Annotated in this window: 16 protein-coding genes; 2 read left to right on the top strand and 14 right to left on the bottom strand. The window is 34.7% G+C overall.

Annotation, left to right across the window (positions count from 1 at the left end):
• Positions 1–10: 10 nt before the first annotated feature.
• The 7 genes from HMPREF3177_RS02440 to HMPREF3177_RS02470 form a co-directional block, all read right to left on the bottom strand.
• A complete protein-coding gene (locus tag HMPREF3177_RS02440; RefSeq protein ID WP_040928491.1) occupies positions 11–457 on the bottom strand; it encodes a DUF948 domain-containing protein in 447 nt (148 codons plus the stop codon).
• Between the two features lie 72 nt (positions 458–529).
• Positions 530–1,828, bottom strand: coding sequence for a UDP-N-acetylmuramate--L-alanine ligase (gene murC / locus HMPREF3177_RS02445; RefSeq protein ID WP_083286828.1), 1,299 nt, complete (start codon positions 1,826–1,828; stop codon positions 530–532).
• A 2-nt stretch (positions 1,829–1,830) separates the two neighbouring features.
• Complete coding sequence (locus HMPREF3177_RS02450) at positions 1,831–3,423, bottom strand: DNA translocase FtsK (RefSeq protein WP_070456867.1); 1,593 nt, start codon at positions 3,421–3,423, stop codon at positions 1,831–1,833.
• A 15-nt stretch (positions 3,424–3,438) separates the two neighbouring features.
• Complete coding sequence (gene ytpR, locus HMPREF3177_RS02455; RefSeq protein WP_070456870.1) at positions 3,439–4,017, bottom strand: YtpR family tRNA-binding protein; 579 nt, start codon at positions 4,015–4,017, stop codon at positions 3,439–3,441.
• Between the two features lie 14 nt (positions 4,018–4,031).
• Positions 4,032–4,841 (bottom strand): DUF1444 family protein, encoded by an 810-nt coding sequence (locus tag HMPREF3177_RS02460; RefSeq protein WP_070456873.1) that lies wholly within the window; start codon positions 4,839–4,841, stop codon positions 4,032–4,034.
• A gap of 12 nt (positions 4,842–4,853) precedes the next feature.
• On the bottom strand, positions 4,854–5,846 hold the full coding sequence (locus HMPREF3177_RS02465) for a PTS sugar transporter subunit IIC (RefSeq protein ID WP_070456876.1): 993 nt from the start codon (positions 5,844–5,846) through the stop codon (positions 4,854–4,856).
• A complete protein-coding gene (locus HMPREF3177_RS02470) occupies positions 5,843–6,919 on the bottom strand; it encodes a M42 family metallopeptidase (protein WP_068130924.1) in 1,077 nt (358 codons plus the stop codon). The genes HMPREF3177_RS02465 and HMPREF3177_RS02470 overlap by 4 nt, the downstream gene beginning before the upstream one ends.
• A 74-nt stretch (positions 6,920–6,993) precedes the next feature.
• On the opposite strand from HMPREF3177_RS02470, the gene HMPREF3177_RS02475 reads away from it, so the two are divergent.
• Entirely contained in the window at positions 6,994–7,293 is a 300-nt protein-coding gene (locus tag HMPREF3177_RS02475; RefSeq protein WP_040928499.1) for a hypothetical protein, read from the top strand.
• Positions 7,294–7,372: 79 nt separating this feature from the next.
• On the opposite strand, the gene trmB is transcribed toward HMPREF3177_RS02475, so the two are convergent.
• From trmB to HMPREF3177_RS02510, 7 genes are all read right to left on the bottom strand, one after another.
• Entirely contained in the window at positions 7,373–8,005 is a 633-nt protein-coding gene (trmB, locus tag HMPREF3177_RS02480; RefSeq protein ID WP_070456881.1) for a tRNA (guanosine(46)-N7)-methyltransferase TrmB, read from the bottom strand.
• Between the two features lie 11 nt (positions 8,006–8,016).
• Positions 8,017–8,808: a phosphotransferase family protein gene (locus tag HMPREF3177_RS02485; protein WP_040928500.1), complete on the bottom strand. Its 792-nt coding sequence runs from the start codon at positions 8,806–8,808 to the stop codon at positions 8,017–8,019.
• Positions 8,809–9,118: 310 nt separating this feature from the next.
• Complete coding sequence (pepV, locus tag HMPREF3177_RS02490; protein WP_070456884.1) at positions 9,119–10,528, bottom strand: dipeptidase PepV; 1,410 nt, start codon at positions 10,526–10,528, stop codon at positions 9,119–9,121.
• Between the two features lie 89 nt (positions 10,529–10,617).
• Complete coding sequence (locus tag HMPREF3177_RS02495; protein ID WP_179853845.1) at positions 10,618–11,001, bottom strand: hypothetical protein; 384 nt, start codon at positions 10,999–11,001, stop codon at positions 10,618–10,620.
• A 721-nt stretch (positions 11,002–11,722) separates the two neighbouring features.
• Positions 11,723–12,508 (bottom strand): hypothetical protein, encoded by a 786-nt coding sequence (locus HMPREF3177_RS08430; RefSeq protein ID WP_070456888.1) that lies wholly within the window; start codon positions 12,506–12,508, stop codon positions 11,723–11,725.
• Between the two features lie 78 nt (positions 12,509–12,586).
• Entirely contained in the window at positions 12,587–13,282 is a 696-nt protein-coding gene (locus HMPREF3177_RS02505) for a pseudouridine synthase (RefSeq protein WP_068130765.1), read from the bottom strand.
• Positions 13,279–14,916 (bottom strand): putative polysaccharide biosynthesis protein, encoded by a 1,638-nt coding sequence (locus tag HMPREF3177_RS02510; protein ID WP_070456891.1) that lies wholly within the window; start codon positions 14,914–14,916, stop codon positions 13,279–13,281. Before HMPREF3177_RS02510 ends, HMPREF3177_RS02505 begins: the two co-directional genes overlap by 4 nt.
• 80 nt (positions 14,917–14,996) lie before the next feature.
• On the opposite strand from HMPREF3177_RS02510, the gene HMPREF3177_RS02515 reads away from it, so the two are divergent.
• Entirely contained in the window at positions 14,997–16,256 is a 1,260-nt protein-coding gene (locus HMPREF3177_RS02515; RefSeq protein ID WP_070456894.1) for a BaiN/RdsA family NAD(P)/FAD-dependent oxidoreductase, read from the top strand.
• Positions 16,257–16,260 lie beyond the last annotated feature (4 nt).

Consider the following 16,260-nt stretch of genomic DNA (forward strand, 5'->3'; position numbering starts at 1 on the left):
CATCCCTCGCTTAGTAGCGACCTTTTATCGCATTGTTACGACGCTGACGTTGCTGCCATTTATCAGCAAGTTCCATTGCAACGTTTGACCATTGTACAACTTGTGCAATTTGCTCTTCGTTCTCTGAGATGTTTGTCGTAATTGAATTTGTCACTCTATCGACTGATGTGTTAAGGTTTTGAACTGAATATCCAACACCTTGAACTGCATCAACGACTGAGTTTAATTTTTCAACTTTACCTTGTACGTCTTCAACTAGACGATTACTTTTGTGTAATAAGTCGGTTGACTCACGTGTAATTCCTTGAATTTGTCCATCTAATCCATCGAGTGTTTCTGCAACGTAATCTAAGTTCTTCTTAACACTAAGTAAAACGACAGCTACTGCAATACATGCTACTAAAAATCCAACTGCAGCAACTACGAGTGCAATCCACCCTAAAATACTCCAATCCATAAATAACGCCTCCGTAAATGTTCTTATGTGTATAACTTATTAATAGCCGAATTCAATTCATTGTAAACATGTTTAAGAGATAAGTTCTGTAAATCTTTTTTCGTACTTTTGAATATCTCCTGCACCCATAAAGATAATGACACTATCTTCATATTGATCGAGCTCTTTAATTTTTGCTTCTGTTAACAGTTTTGAACCCGGTATTAAATTCACCAAATCTTCACTCGATAAATTACCACTTTGTTCTCTCGCAGAACCAAAAATATCTACGATATAAACTTTGTCTGCCTCTTTTAAACTGTCTGCAAATTCATTTAAAAACTTTTCTGTTCTAGAGAAAGTATGTGGTTGGAATACCGCAACGACCTGGTGATTCTTATATTTTTTTCGTGCTGTTTCAAGCGTTGCCTCAATTTCTTTCGGGTGGTGCGCATAGTCATCCACGACGATATAACTTTTATATTTCGTCTCTGAAAAACGTCGTTTAACGCCACCATATGTTAAAAAAGCACTTTTAATATTATCGAAATCAAAACCTTCTAAATAACAAATTGTAATGACAGCAAGTGAATTTAAAATTAAATGATCACCATATAACGGAATAATAAAATTATCTTTATATTCGCCTTCAATGTATAAATCAAATGAAGTGCCGTTATCTACCACTTCTACATTTCTAGCTTCGACTGTATAATCCCCATCGATACCATACGTATACATCGGAACATCGACTTTTATTTCATTGATATATGGATCATTTCCATACGCAACTACTGCTTTTGTCACGTGGTTTGCCATCGACTGAAACGCACTGACGACGTCTTCAACATCTTTAAAATAATCTGGGTGGTCAAAATCGATATTCGTTATAATTGCATAGTCCGGATGATACGCTAAAAAGTGACGACGATATTCGCACGATTCAAATGCAAAGTAATCCGCTTCTTTTTTACCAACACCTGTACCGTCTCCAATTAAATACGTCGTTTCTTTATCGCCATTCATAACGTGACTGAGTAAACCGGTTGTCGAGGTTTTTCCATGAGATCCTGTGACCCCAATTGACGTATAGTCTTTCATAAATTCAGATAAGAATTTATGATAGCGGATGACCGGATATCCACTTTCAAGTGCTTTTTTAATCTCTACATGGTCATCGTTAAACGCATTACCTGCAATATACGTAAAATCTTCGACTATATTATCTTCAGAAAATGGTAATATTTTAATTCCTTTTTTCTTTAATTGATACTCCGTGAAAACTTCACTTGTTATGTCTGAACCTTGTACTTCATGACCTAAATCAAAAAGAACTTGTGCAAGTGCACTCATCCCTGCACCTTTAATTCCAATGAAGTGATATTTCTTCACAATTACACCTTACTTTCATCGCTTCTATCTGATAAGTAGTTGATGATGTTGCTTAAAACTTCCGCTTTTACTGTACTCATATTCAGGCGTACTGGTCGGTTTGAAGTACTAATTGTGACGAGACAATCATTGCCCTCAAATAACTTATCCGCACCATCAATAACACTACTTTTCTCATCGTAATAAGAAATTTTAGTTTGCATTAAACTCAGAAGTTGGTATCTAATTCCAACGTCAGTTTTCGTGTGATTCATGACTAAATGTATGCCTAATGCTTTACCTTGCTTTAGAATTTGCAAAATATGACGAATCACTTCGGGATTATTTCGCTCGAGTATTCTATCAAAGTCGTCAATATATATAACTATCGTACTCTTTCTCGATTCTTGCTTCACACGTGTGTTAAAACTTTGAATGTTACGTACGTGTGCCCTTCTAAACTGAATGTTTCTGCTGTTTAACTCATCTATTATATCATTAAATGCATCAGTATCGTATACTGATTTTCTTTCACTAAACGAATGAGGGAGCGAATTGAAAGTATCGAATTCTTTCGAATCAGAAATTACTTTAAATTGAAATGAATCACTACTATGATTCATTAATAACGAGACGAGCATACTGTCAATAATTTCCGTTCTTTTTTCTTCATTACCATATATTAATGTATGGCCTGCTTTTCTTAACTCATACGTAAAAATACGATTATCCACTGTTTTGCCAAGTGCAAATCTATAGTCATTTTTTCTTAATTTTAAACTACTATTTAAAAATAGAGATTTAAAATAAATTTCACTTGGTTTTTCCAGTGGAAATTCAATTTGAATGTTATTATTTCCGAGCACTTCAGTAATGATACGCACCTTTTTATTTAAGGCACCCTCTAACTGCGCTTTCACATCTTCAATTTTGGACAATTTAAAATGTCTATCGAGTTGAATCGAATAAGAACCGACGATACCGTTTGAAAAGTATTCAACTACTTTTCCTTCTATACCCACCTGTTTAATAATTGCATTTATAGACTCAAGGTTTTCGTCATCATGCTTAACGAAGTTTTGATCTTGTTCTATTCCTAATATACTTATCGGTGGTAACGTCTTACTTGGCCCGAGTTTACGTTCAGCTTGAACAGGTAATGCTTTTTCTTTGTTTGTTGTTTCAGGTTGCTTCATTTCGATTGGACGCTTCTTCTCTTCAACTTTACGTTCTTGTTTTAATCGTTCTTTACGCAGACGTTCTTTCTCTTCTTTTTCTTTACGCTTTTTAACGATATCTCGAATAATTGGAGATTGATGATGTTCAAATTTTCGTCTATATTCTGCAGTTTCATCATATTCACGGCGATACGGGTTCTTCGTTCCATGAATTGCTGAAGGTACGACGCGTGCTTTCGTAATCGTTTGACTCGAAGGACGCTTTACCGTACGTCTTTCAGTATAACGAGACTCTTGTTTCTTCTCTTGTTTCGGAATGTCTTGTTCTTCTTCAGATAACTCAAATGGAAAAGGAAAACGTTTATTAAGTTTCATATCATCGATCGTCTGATTGCTAAATGTTCGATCTTGAAATCTATTCCTTGATCTTCTACGCATCCTAATCCCCTCCTATTATTTAAAAAACGATTGACCAACTTCGTAATTATCATCTAATACGTAAATACCTCTTACTCCGTCATCTTCTAGGTTTAACTCTTTTTTAGAGCAAATCATCCCATTAGATTTCACACCTCGAAGTTCAGATGGTTTAATATATAATCCATTCGGCATAAAAGCACCGACTTTAGCCACGACAACTTTTTGTCCTTTGTCGACGTTTGGTGCACCACAGACGATTTGTAGTTCTTCATCTCCTACGTCTACAGTCGTTACGTTTAATCGATCTGCATCTTCATGTGGTTTACATTCTTTTACAAATCCAACAACGAATTTTGGTGATAAATCTGGATTGATTTCACCAAGATCATCTTTGATAATTTCATTAATTTTTTCTACGATTGACTCTTCGTTTAACTCTGTAAGTTCTTCTTCAGTAAATGTTTCACTTGCATTAAATATGTTTAAGCCGAGTAACTCATCGTTATCGACAATCGTTGTATACCCGTCGAAATCTTTCGTTTCGAAATTATCGCTTCCCTTTAATGATACGAGAAGGACATCTCCAATGTTTTTGTTGTATGTTAACTTCATTTAAATTCACCTTGTTACTTTTTGTTTTTATTATAATTCTTTGCTTTACCGAGAATAAATACCGGTTCTAATTTTTTATGACGATAGCTAAAGCTTAAGCTCGTAATTGGCGTTAAACCTTCTGCAAAATACTGCATCATCATTTGAGCCATAATATCATAGCCGACTTCATTTTTAACGTCGACGATAATTAACACGTCTTGATGTGGTAAACCAATCATCATTTCGCCTTCTAGTTTGCTATGAAAATCGTTTAAAAATTCTTCGTTTAAAATTCTCGATGCATCATAACCGTCTCTATGGCTTATGAAATAAAAGTCATTTTCTTGAACTGTTTCTTTCTTATACTTAATGTCAAGTGTCTTTAAATTATTAAATGCTTTTTCTTTTAGCGCTTCTTTTTTAAGACCTAATGTTTCAAGTAATGATTCATCGATTAACTCGTATGAACGTCCATGGTCGAGTGCGTAAAAAATAACAGTTTCTGCAGTATGCTCATCGAATATGAATTTCTTACCATCTTTTGCTTCTTTTGGAAAGCTTGTACTACGTACAACTGGATAAATCATTCCTTCATTTGTCACTTCTTTCGTATCTGCCATACGCGTTAAAGTTTCAGATACGTAGTAGACAATTTCATCGATGATTTCTTCAGATTTCGTTGCTTTTTGGAGTAATTTGTTTAGTTGAACGTCCACTCCTTTATGGTTATCTTGGCGTTCAATTCTTAAAATTTCTTCTTTTCGATTGAAACGACTATCGTATTGTAGATCCGTTTCATCGAGTTTTTTTAATACTTTATCTTTTAATTCAGTAACATTCATGAAATGCCTCCGTTATTGATTCCCTAAATTAAGTACTTGATCTCCAGGTTTAATAAGTTTCATACTCATGAGTAACTTATAAAATGCATACGTTACTGCTCCTGGAAGTAGGATGTGGAATATGATTATCATTATATATGTTGTCATACTTGGCCCCATTGTTTCAATTGCCATTATTTGACCAACGAGTCCACTCGTCCCCATACCTGCACCTGCACTATTGTTTTGCATCGGGAAAAACACTGTCATAATCGGTGCGATAATCACACTTGCGATTGACGGTGGTAATATAATCCACGGATTTTTAATGATATTCGCTACTTGTAACATTGAAGTTCCAAGCCCAATCGATAACACCCCTGATGATCCATTATCTTTATAACTCATCAGTGCTAAACCGACCATATGACAACAACATCCAACTGCTGCTGCAGCTGCTGCAAGCCCGTTAATATCGATCATTACCGCTAATGCTGCACTAGAAATTGGTGCTGTTAATGTAATTCCGAATACTAATGCGACGAGCATCCCCATAATAAATGGGTTTTGTTCAACCGCAAAGTTCACAAACGAACCGAGCGATAACATTAATTTTGATATAAATGGACCAACAAATTTACCGACTAAAAATCCGATAACAATCGTGAAAATTGGAGAAATTAATATATCTAATTTCGTACGACCGGCATATAGTCTTGATAGTTCAGTTGCGACTAAAACAGCAATAAAACTTCCAGCTACGCCTCCGAATTCATAAGCACTATAACCGACTGTCACTGCTGAAAATACGACGAGTGGATGTGCTTTTAACCCGTATGCAATACTCGCACCAATTGCTGCACCAGTTAAACTCATCGCAAGTTCTCCAACAGGAATTAAACCACTGAATGCTGGGATATACGTCCCAATCGTCTTAATAATAAGACCAATAAGTAAAGAAGAAAATAGACCGAGCGCCATAAAGCTCATCCCGTCGATGAACCAGCGCTTTAATAACCCCTTCACCCTCTTAACTCCTTAACTTTTTCGCTATTAATACCTTTAACAAGTTCGATTAAAAACTTTTTCGCTTCTAAGTAGTCATTTTTATGAATAATCGAATGGTTCGTATGAATATATCTTGAGCAAATTCCAACGACCGCGCTTGGCACTCCGTCATTAGACACGTGAATGCTTCCAGCGTCTGTTCCACCTGGAGATAAATAATATTGATATTTCACATCGTGCTTATCTGCAGTTTGAAGTAAATAATCTCTCATTGGTTTGCCAAGGATCATCGTACCGTCTTTAATTCTAAGTAATGTACCTTCTCCAAGTTTACCGAGATCATCTTTTTTACCGAGCATATCGTTTGCTGGTGAACAGTCAACGACAAATGCAACGTCTGGTTGAATTAAATTTGCGCTCGCTTTAGCTCCTCTTAAGCCTACTTCTTCTTGAACGTTCGCACCGATATATAAGTTACAATCAAGTTCAACATCTTTTAAAGCTTCAAGCACTTCTAAAGCGATTAAACAACCGTATCGGTTATCCCATGCTTTTGCTAACAATTTGTTTTCAGTAAGTTGTTCAAATTGAACATTTGGCACGATTGAATCCCCGATATTTACACCCATCTCAAGTGCTTCTTCTTTAGAGTCTGCACCAATATCTAATAACATGTCTTTAATTTTTGTACCTGAGTCTTTCGATTCACCACGTCTAAAGTGAATTGGCACACTACCAATTACACCTGTTAACTCTTTATTATCATTCGTTCTCACTGACATCTTTTGGCTGAGTAATACGTCTTCTGACCACCCACCGAGTGGTGTGAACTTTAAAAATCCATTGTCTGTAATTTCAGTAACCATAAATCCTACTTCATCCATATGACCAGCAACTAAAACGTTAGGAGCGTTTTCATTTTTTGATTTTTTAACAGCAAAAATGCCACCTAAACCGTCATTAATATATTCGACGCCAAACGCTTCAAAATTCTCACGCAAATAATTGCGCACTAAATCTTCAAAGCCAGGAGCGCCGTGAAGTTCCGTTAACTCTTTCATTCGTTGTAGTGTTTTTTGACTGATTTCCATCTGAAAAAAACTTCCCTTCTAAATTTATATTTATTGTTGATTATGGTAGACTAACAGAAAGGGAGGCTACCATAATGTCAAAACGAACTTTTTGGACAATTGTCTTAAGCGTTGTAACAATTGTACCTGTTGTACTATATGTCATCGCTAGACGTACGATCAATGTTGACAAGGTCTTAGATAATCTTTACTTACAATTTGACGGCATTTCTTTTGTATCTGTTGACTATAACAATTCTAACAATGAAAGCTTTGGTCAAGATAAGAAAGTACTAAATGGTGTCGTTCACGTTGAACAAGGCGACAAACTTCAAAAGTACAACTTCACAGCGAATAAGTACACTGGTGAAATCATGGAGATTACTGTTCAGTAATCTTCATGTTTTATTATTATCCATTTTATCAAACAATTGTAATTACCGGAACTATCAAAAAAGCACCTTTTTAAAGGTGCTAAAATTTTACAACTATTTTATATATATTAAATCCTTTTTGACTGAATTTCTCTTCATACTCAGTTCGAATGTTATCTTCATCTTCATCTGCATGTAAATCTAAGTTCACTTCTAAAAATTCCGTTTTAAAATTATTTAATGAAACTAAACTATATTCAAATAAACCTCTATTATCCGTTTTAAATTGCAATACTCCATCATCTTTTAATATAGATTTATATTGTTTTAAAAATGATTTATACGTGAGACGTCTCTTTTCGTGACGGTTTTTAGGCCACGGATCAGAGAAGTTTAAATATATTTTAGACACTTCATCTTTATTAAAATACTCGTCTAATAGATTCGCATCATATAAAAGCAGACGAACGTTTGTCAGCCCCTCTTCTAACACTTTCTCTAAAACACGAATGAGTACGTTTTTCTCAATTTCAATTCCGACATAGTTAATATGTGGATTTTGTTTTGCAAGAGTCGTTATAAACTGACCCATTCCAGTACCAACTTCGATATGAATGTCGTTATCATTACCAAAGTACTCTTTAATTTTTGTTTTATATGTACCATCTACGTCGACAATATGACTATTTTCAGTTAAATAGTCCATTGCCCATGGCTTGTTTCGCATTCTCAATGTACTTACCTCTATACCATCATATCTTTCTCTAAAATATCATTTAAAAAAATAATCCAATGGTTCATTTCTTTATATCTTTTACGGTCTTCGTACCACTGAATCATCGTTAAACATTGAATGAGTGTATACCACTTCATACGCTGTCTAAAATCATGATCGAGTGATTTTCCGTATTTAGATAACCAATTTTTCCAATCTTTAAAATCGACATACGTATATAGAATCATTCCGATATCGATTGCAGGGTCGGCGATCATCGCACCTTCCCAGTCTACTAAAAATAGTTCGTCTTCATCAGATAACAACCAGTTTTGATTATTGACATCTCCGTGACATACTCTACAAAATTCAGAATCGATATGTGGAATTTTATTATTTAAATATTTGATCGCTTTTCTTACTGTTTTATGCGCGTTAATTTTTGGTGAAAGTGAGGATTCGATTCTGTTTAATAATAATTCTGGTAACATCGGTTGCATCCCGAGACGCTCTAGCGTGTTAAGTAATTTATCCGATGAATGAATTTTACGCATAAGTGAAGCGACACGGTCAGAGTTCATTTCTTCATCGGTTAAACATCTACCGTTTTTCCAATGTTGAGCGGTAACAACTTCGCCTGTTTCGATACGTTTTGTCCAAACGAGTTTAGGTACGATTCCTTCTACTGATAGCATCGTAATAAACGGGCTTGTATTACGTTTTAAAAAGAATTTGTCGCCATTAATCTCTGCCTTATACGCATCGCTAGACGAGCCACCAATAGGGTCTAACGTCCACCCTAGCTGATAAAAATGCTCCACCGTGTTCACCTCACTTTCTCTTCATAAACGTTTCATTAAAAAAAGCGCTAAGTAAATTTTTTAATTAGCGCACGATTAGTTGTATTTAAAATACTATCCACTTTTATAACTAAATTCAAGGTAAAAATGACGCTATATTTTGCCAACTGCTGTTATATCTTAATTAATAAGTGCTTAAGCGACCAATGTTATAAATGTTATTTTTTTGTTAATTAAAGTTAAGTTTTGTTAAACGAATGTACGTTCTGATTTAACACATTTTAAAAAATTAATAAAAATAGACAGACCGATCGTCTGTCTATCATAAATATTATTTTTCTAATTTACCGTTTACAAGAATTTCATATAGTGCTTCTAAATAGATCGTTGTCGCTAATAAAAGTTCTTCTACTTTCATTTGCTCATTCGCTTGGTGCATTGTATCTTTTGTATCTTTAAACATCGCACCGTACGCTACACCATTTTTTAGTACACGCGCATACGTTCCACCACCGATTGTGAATGGTTCAGTGTCATCATCGACATGTTTACGATATGTTTCAGTTAATACTTTAACGAGCGGAGAATCTTTTTCGACATAATGCGGCACTTGATCATTTACGTTTTCGATTGAAACACCGTATACTTCTACATCGTTTTTAAGTGCATTTAGTGACGCTTTAAAGTCCATTCCCATTGGATAACGTAAGTTCACACCGAAATAACTTTTATCGTTTAAATCATAACGAATGATTCCTGTATTGACTGACGTTTCACCCATTTCGTCATGGTTAAAGTCCATATCAAATAATTTACCGTCATAATTGTCTTCAATATATCTGTCGTAAAATGACACGAACTTATGTGCACGTGCATCGATTGGAATAACTTTTAAGAATCGTAGTAATTCAATTCCTGCATTTTTACCTTCAAGAGGTGTTGAACCGTGTGCACTTTTTCCGAACACAGTAATACTTACTGTATTACCATCTTCAGAGAATTCACCTTTTAGACGCATTTCATCTAAAAACGATTCAAATGACTGTTTTAATTTTTCAACATCTTTTACAGTTAAATTCGCCGTCGCTGATTCAGGTACCATATTGTATCGATCACCTGACGTGAATGTATTTAGTACAATATCCCCATACGCATCTTCATCGCTTTTAAACACGATGTCAAACGTCGTAATACCCTTTTCACCATGAATGACTGGAAACTCAGCATCTGGTGCAAATCCTGAATCTGGCATTTCTTCATTTTTAAAATATGCATCTGTACATAACCAATCAGACTCTTCGTCCGTACCTATGATTAAACGCACACGCTGATTTAATGGTACTTCAAGATCTTTTAAAATCTTCATTGCGTAATAAGCTGCGATAGTTGGTCCTTTATCGTCTTGGACACCGCGCGCATAAATAATATCATCTTTAATCACCGGTTCAAACGGATTAGAGTCCCAACCTGTTCCAGCGGGAACGACGTCAACATGTCCGAGAATACCGAATAGCTTTTCACCGCTACCGAGTTCAATATGGCCTGCTAAATTATCGACAACTTTCGTATCCATTCCGTCACGGTCACCTAAAGAGAGCATATACATTAATGCTTCTTTCGGTCCTTCACCGACAGGTGCATCTGGCTTAGCTTCTGTACGAACACTTTCAATCGAAAGAAGACCGTTTAAATCCTCCAGTATTTTATCTTTATACTGATTTACAATTTCATTGAAATTCATACAACTACTCCTTTCTATTTGTCATTATTATACTAAATAAAAGTTCTCACACAATAAAAAATCCTTTAGCACATGCTAAAGGATAAGAATTATTCTTTATTCATTAACGTTAAAACAAAAAATAGTATATAGCTAATCAATAAAACTGATCCACCGATAATATAAATAATGAGTGATACAGTATCCGGGAAACTAAATGGATTCACAAACTGGAACCACATGCCGAGTGTTAACAAAACAGTCCCAATAATTGCCGTCCATACATGTAACTTCGCAAGGAAACTTTCTTTTTGATGAAATACTCTATAATACATCGCGAAAGAAAATAAACTTAGCCAACCGACGACTAAAATATGTGCGTGGATCGGTCGAAGTTCATAACCACCAGAGCCCGCCATATGTGCACCCATAAATGCACCCATCAGTCCAAAAGCTGCAGAAAATCTTAATAACGTTTTACTATAACTCTTCATAATTGCCTCCAAATGTTGTTTTACCTTTAATTCAAACTATACATAGTGAATATGAACACAATATGAATTGGATTTTTGTAAATTCGATGAGGTGCGTGTTAGATTGGCGTTGGATCGTTGAGTTATAACCTTTAAAGTGTATTAGTTCATCTTCTTATGGATATAATTAACAAAAAAATTTGGATTTTGTTAGATATATCGATTTATCTAACAAATTTAGGTCCTGCGCCTCAATTTTTGTTAATTATAATTTTTTATCTAACATATTTCGCGCATGTGATTCGATTTTTGTTAAATATCCTAATATATTTAACACTTTTTCATTTTCAAAGTCTATTTTTGTAAATAAGGATGAAGAGCCAGCTATTTAGTTATTATTACGGTTATCATTAAAAGCAATTTTACTCTTAAACAGATATAAAATACTTTCTCCAAAATATAATTAACAAAAATATCGTGATTCTGTTAATTATCCGGATTTATCTAACAAATTTAGATCCTGTGCCTCAATTTTTGTTAATTATAATTTTTTATCTAACATATTTCGGGTCTTCGATCCGATTTTTGTTAAATATCCTATTATATCTAACAGATTTCAACCATAGTCATTCATTTTTGTAAAATACAACATCATTCTAGCTCAATTTATCGACTTTCCTCATAACACAATGCATTTTAAGATAAAAAACACCCTAAAACATTTGTTTTAGGGTGTGTCTGATTACTTATCTTCTTTTACGATGTGCACGTTGTGGTTGCTATCGAATTTACCTTCTTCATCCACAACTTCATAGTCCTTTTTGTTGCCTTGCTTCTTGTCGTATTTATCAAATTGTTTTTCAGTATTCTTTACTGAGTTTTCATTTTTGGCTTTTTGTTGCTCTTTCTTAACTTCATTTGCAGCTAATCCGCCTTCGTCTGCAAGAACTGCTTTAGAACCTTTCGTGCTCTTTTCAGCTGTAGAATCCGGAGTTGTGTACACTTCGTCCTTTTTATCTTCTACTTTTTCTTTAACTTCCTTTTTTTTTGATTCGACGTCTTCTTTCACGTCTTCTGCTTTATCTTTAGCTTCATCGACTTTATCTTCAGCTTTAGATTTCACTTCTTCAGCTTTATCTTGAGCTTTGTCTTTCGCGTCTTCAGCTTTAACTTTCACATCTTCAACTTTTTCGTTGACTTGTGATTTTACGTCTTCTACTTTATCTGCCACTTGATTTTTAACATCTTTCGCGTTGTCTTTTAACTCATTTAAGTCTTTTGAAGCTTTGTTTTGGAAGTCTACTGTTTCATTTTTAACTTTGTCGACAGTGCCTTTTGCCTTTTCAGCAAGTTCATCGACTTTGCCACTCGCCGAATCTTGAACGTTTTTAGCATATCCTTTTGGATCTTCTTTTGCTTTTTCTATTTCACGTTTTACCGCTTCTTCGTTATCTGCTAATTTTTTAACTGCGTAACCTACACCAACAACTGCTGCTAACTGTAACACTCTCTTTAATAATTTCTTCATAATAAAAAACACCTCTTCGTTGTAATTAGTTTCTCAACTATCTATTACATACCCGATGGTGTTTTTTATAAACGTTTTTTAAATTAATTTTTTTAAATCTGTTAATTCATCTTCTGTTAAGCGTCGATATTCGCCCGCTTCAAGTGTCTCATCTAATACTAGATTTCCAAACTTGACTCGTTTTAACTCGAGTACTTCGTTATTTAAATATTTAAACATTCGCTTCACTTGGTGAAATTTACCTTCTGAAATTGATAAAAGAACTTCATCCTCTTCGATGACTTCAACTTTGGCAGGTTTTGTCGTGAAGTCTTTTAACGGTATACCTGTTTCTAAAAAAGTAATATCTGACTTCGATACATCATGTTTAAGTTTACAATAGTATGTCTTAAATACTTCTTTTTTCGGACTCAGCAATTGATGACTTAACTTACCATCGTTTGTGATGATGAGTAGTCCTGTCGTATCGATATCGAGACGACCAACTGGAAATAATTCACGATACTGAGAATGATCGATTAAATCAATAACAGTCTCATGCTCAAAGCTTTCAGTCGCTGAAATCACATTTTGTGGCTTGTTTAACATAAAGTACATATATTCTTCTAATACAACTGTAAAGCCATCGACTCTAACTTCATCTTCGACTTTTACTTTTAATTTTCTGTCTTTAACGGTTTTTCCCCTTACAGTTACACGACCACTTTTGATCAATTCTCCGACTTCTTTTCTAGAACCAAAATTTGCATGCGCTAAATACTTATCGAGTCTCATAAGAATCTCACCTTACTTCGAATCTTATTTGCACGTTCACCAAGTACTCTGTCCGCTAGACCGGATTTAAATATGACCACTAAATAAATGAACGATCCGACAATGACACACGTCGCGAGAGTTATAATCGCATTTCTTCTTATTGTAATATCTAATGATAAAACAAATAATCCATAAACGATTTCTACAGCTAGAAGCATAATTAAACTGTATAGAACGATTTCTAACATCGGTGTTAATATTTTTCTAAAACTAAATTTTCCATACTTTTTAATGATAAAGAAATTGAACATCACTCCACAAAATAGCGCAATGAGTGTTGAAATAACTGCACCAACAGTGTGGAAGTACATAATTAATGGGAAGTTTAGCGCTGCTTTAATGACTAAGACGAGTAACACTACAAGCACATTAAACTTTTGCTTCTCTATTCCCTGGACGATAGATGCTGTCATACTAAATACAGAAATCACAATACAAACTGGCGCATAAATCGTTAAAATTTTAATACCCATTTCACTAAAACTATAAAATGATGTATATAACGGCACTGCCATAATCATCATACCGACTGCTGCGGGTACGACTAATGTCAGTTGAAGTAACAACATCGTACTTACTTGATGCTCGAGTTCGTTAAACTTCTTTTGTTGAAAACTTTTCGTTATAAACGGCAAGATCGTAATTGAAAACGACACAGCTAAACTGACTGGAATCATAACGAGTTTTTGAGTCGTAATATTTAACATTCCAAACCATGCATCTTGCACGTTTGACGGTACCCCTACAATTGCCAGTGCGTTATTATGTGTCAATTGGTCAATAAACATCATCATTGGAAATGTAATACCGATAACTACAAATGGAATACCAGATAAAATAATCTCTTTATACATTTCTTTATAAGATAATGTAATACCAGTCTTATCTTCTTTAAGAGAAGCTTCAATCAATTTTTTACGTTTAAACCAAAATACTGCTAGTGTAATTATCGCACCTATTGCTGCGACAAAAGCTGCAAATACAGCGATTTGGTTCCCCTGTTGAATCGTTCCACCCATCATACGAATCACAACGTATGATCCGACTAAAACGATTGTGATACGTACAACTTGTTCTACAACTGATGAAACACTTGTTGGACCAAATGATTCAAACCCTTGGAAGACACCGCGCCACGTCGCCATAAATGGAACGACGATTACTGCAAATGCGACGACACGAATAATATTTGTAATTTCATCGTGTCCCCATACGTGCTCACCATCTGAAGATGCCGCGAGCTGAATATCAGCAATGACAGGTGCGAGTAAATACAGTACCATAAAGCAAATCAACCCGGATACTAACATAACAACAAGACTCGAACGATAGAGTTTTTGCGTCGTTTGAAATGCACCGAGAGAATTATACTTTGCAACGAATTTTGAAACAGCACCTGGCACACCTGCGGATGCGATTGAAAGCATGATAGTATAAGGTGTATAAGCATATCCGTATAGTGCTAGATTTTCTTCTCCACCCATGATGCTATAAAATGGAATGATATAAATCATTCCTAAAAATTGTGTAATTAGACTCGCTGAAGACAAGAACAGCGTACTTCTAAACATTTTTTGATTTGAATTTGACATTTAAAAACCTTCTTACATAATCATTAAGCTATATTATAATAGATTCATTCGTTTTTTTAAATCAATTGAGGTGAAACACGATGTACGATACGATAATTATCGGTGGCGGAGTATCCGGTATAATGGCCGCTGTCGCTGCAAGTCAGAACAATCAAAAAGTCTTACTCATCGAAAAAAATAAGCAGCTCGGTAAAAAACTTCTGATTTCTGGTGGCGGTAGATGCAACGTGACGAATAACCTACCGTACGAAGAGATCATTCAAAACATACCAGGTAACGGTAAGTTTTTATACGGGCCGTTTTCTATATTTGATAACCAATCAATCATACAATTTATAGAGTCGCACGGCGTCAAATTAAAAGAAGAAGACTATGGTAGAATGTTTCCTGTTTCAAATAAAGCTAAAGATGTCTTACAAGTGTTTTTAAATTGTTTAGACAATCAACACGTCGAAATATTATTAAATACCGAAGTGAAGGAGATTCTTCATGATAATGCTTCAATCACAGGTGTTAAATTAACAGACGGCAAGACAATTAAAAGTCATAATATTATCATTACAACTGGCGGTAAAAGTGTACCGCACACTGGATCTACCGGAGATGGATTTAAATTCGCTAAAAATCTTGGGCACTCAGTGACAAACCTATTTCCAACAGAAGTGCCAATTTTAAGTAACGAACCTTTTATAAAATCTGGAGACTTAAAAGGTTTAAGTTTAAAAAACGTTAAACTATCAGTTTTAAAGAAAAACGGGAAACCAAGAATTTCTCATCAAATGGATATGTTATTTGCTCATTTTGGAATTACTGGACCTGCAGCGTTACGTTGTAGTCAGTTTGTAATTAAAGAACTTGAAAAACAGAAGACAGAAACTGTTATGATGGAACTAGATTATTTTCCAGAGTTTTCGAGTCATGACTTACGACAAAAAATTGAAATTGATGTCAAAGCAAATAAAGATAAAGCCGTTCATAACGTATTAAAACAATTTATCGAAAATAGATATGTCGATTTTATGTTTAATCATTTAAAGTTAGATAAAACGATGACTGGACATAATTTTGATAACGAATCTAAAAACAAAATTTTAAATTTTTTAAAATCATTTCAATTTAAAGTTACCGGTACACAACCGATAGAAAAGTCGTTTGTCACAGGTGGCGGTGTCCACTTAAAAGAGATTGACCCAAAAACAATGGAAAGTAAAATAATAAAAGGTTTACACTTTGCTGGCGAAGTATTAGATATCCATGGATATACTGGAGGGTATAACATCACAAGTGCATTAGTTACTGGATACGTCGCAGGACAGCACGCTGGGCAAAACACAAATTAAGGAA

This window comes from Nosocomiicoccus sp. HMSC09A07 (genome assembly GCF_001808485.1).
In the GTDB taxonomy this organism is placed as follows: domain Bacteria; phylum Bacillota; class Bacilli; order Staphylococcales; family Salinicoccaceae; genus Nosocomiicoccus; species Nosocomiicoccus ampullae_A.

Coding starts and splice junctions, on each gene's coding strand:
- HMPREF3177_RS02510 (WP_070456891.1), bottom strand. CDS start 14,916: ATGTCAAATTCAAATCAAAAAATGTTTAGAAGTACGCTGTTCTTGTCT.
- ytpR (WP_070456870.1), bottom strand. CDS start 4,017: ATGAAGTTAACATACAACAAAAACATTGGAGATGTCCTTCTCGTATCA.
- HMPREF3177_RS02450 (WP_070456867.1), bottom strand. CDS start 3,423: ATGCGTAGAAGATCAAGGAATAGATTTCAAGATCGAACATTTAGCAAT.
- HMPREF3177_RS02515 (WP_070456894.1), top strand. CDS start 14,997: ATGTACGATACGATAATTATCGGTGGCGGAGTATCCGGTATAATGGCC.
- HMPREF3177_RS02470 (WP_068130924.1), bottom strand. CDS start 6,919: ATGGAAATCAGTCAAAAAACACTACAACGAATGAAAGAGTTAACGGAA.
- pepV (WP_070456884.1), bottom strand. CDS start 10,528: ATGAATTTCAATGAAATTGTAAATCAGTATAAAGATAAAATACTGGAG.
- HMPREF3177_RS02475 (WP_040928499.1), top strand. CDS start 6,994: ATGTCAAAACGAACTTTTTGGACAATTGTCTTAAGCGTTGTAACAATT.
- HMPREF3177_RS02505 (WP_068130765.1), bottom strand. CDS start 13,282: ATGAGACTCGATAAGTATTTAGCGCATGCAAATTTTGGTTCTAGAAAA.
- HMPREF3177_RS08430 (WP_070456888.1), bottom strand. CDS start 12,508: ATGAAGAAATTATTAAAGAGAGTGTTACAGTTAGCAGCAGTTGTTGGT.
- HMPREF3177_RS02440 (WP_040928491.1), bottom strand. CDS start 457: ATGGATTGGAGTATTTTAGGGTGGATTGCACTCGTAGTTGCTGCAGTT.
- HMPREF3177_RS02460 (WP_070456873.1), bottom strand. CDS start 4,841: ATGAATGTTACTGAATTAAAAGATAAAGTATTAAAAAAACTCGATGAA.
- HMPREF3177_RS02495 (WP_179853845.1), bottom strand. CDS start 11,001: ATGAAGAGTTATAGTAAAACGTTATTAAGATTTTCTGCAGCTTTTGGA.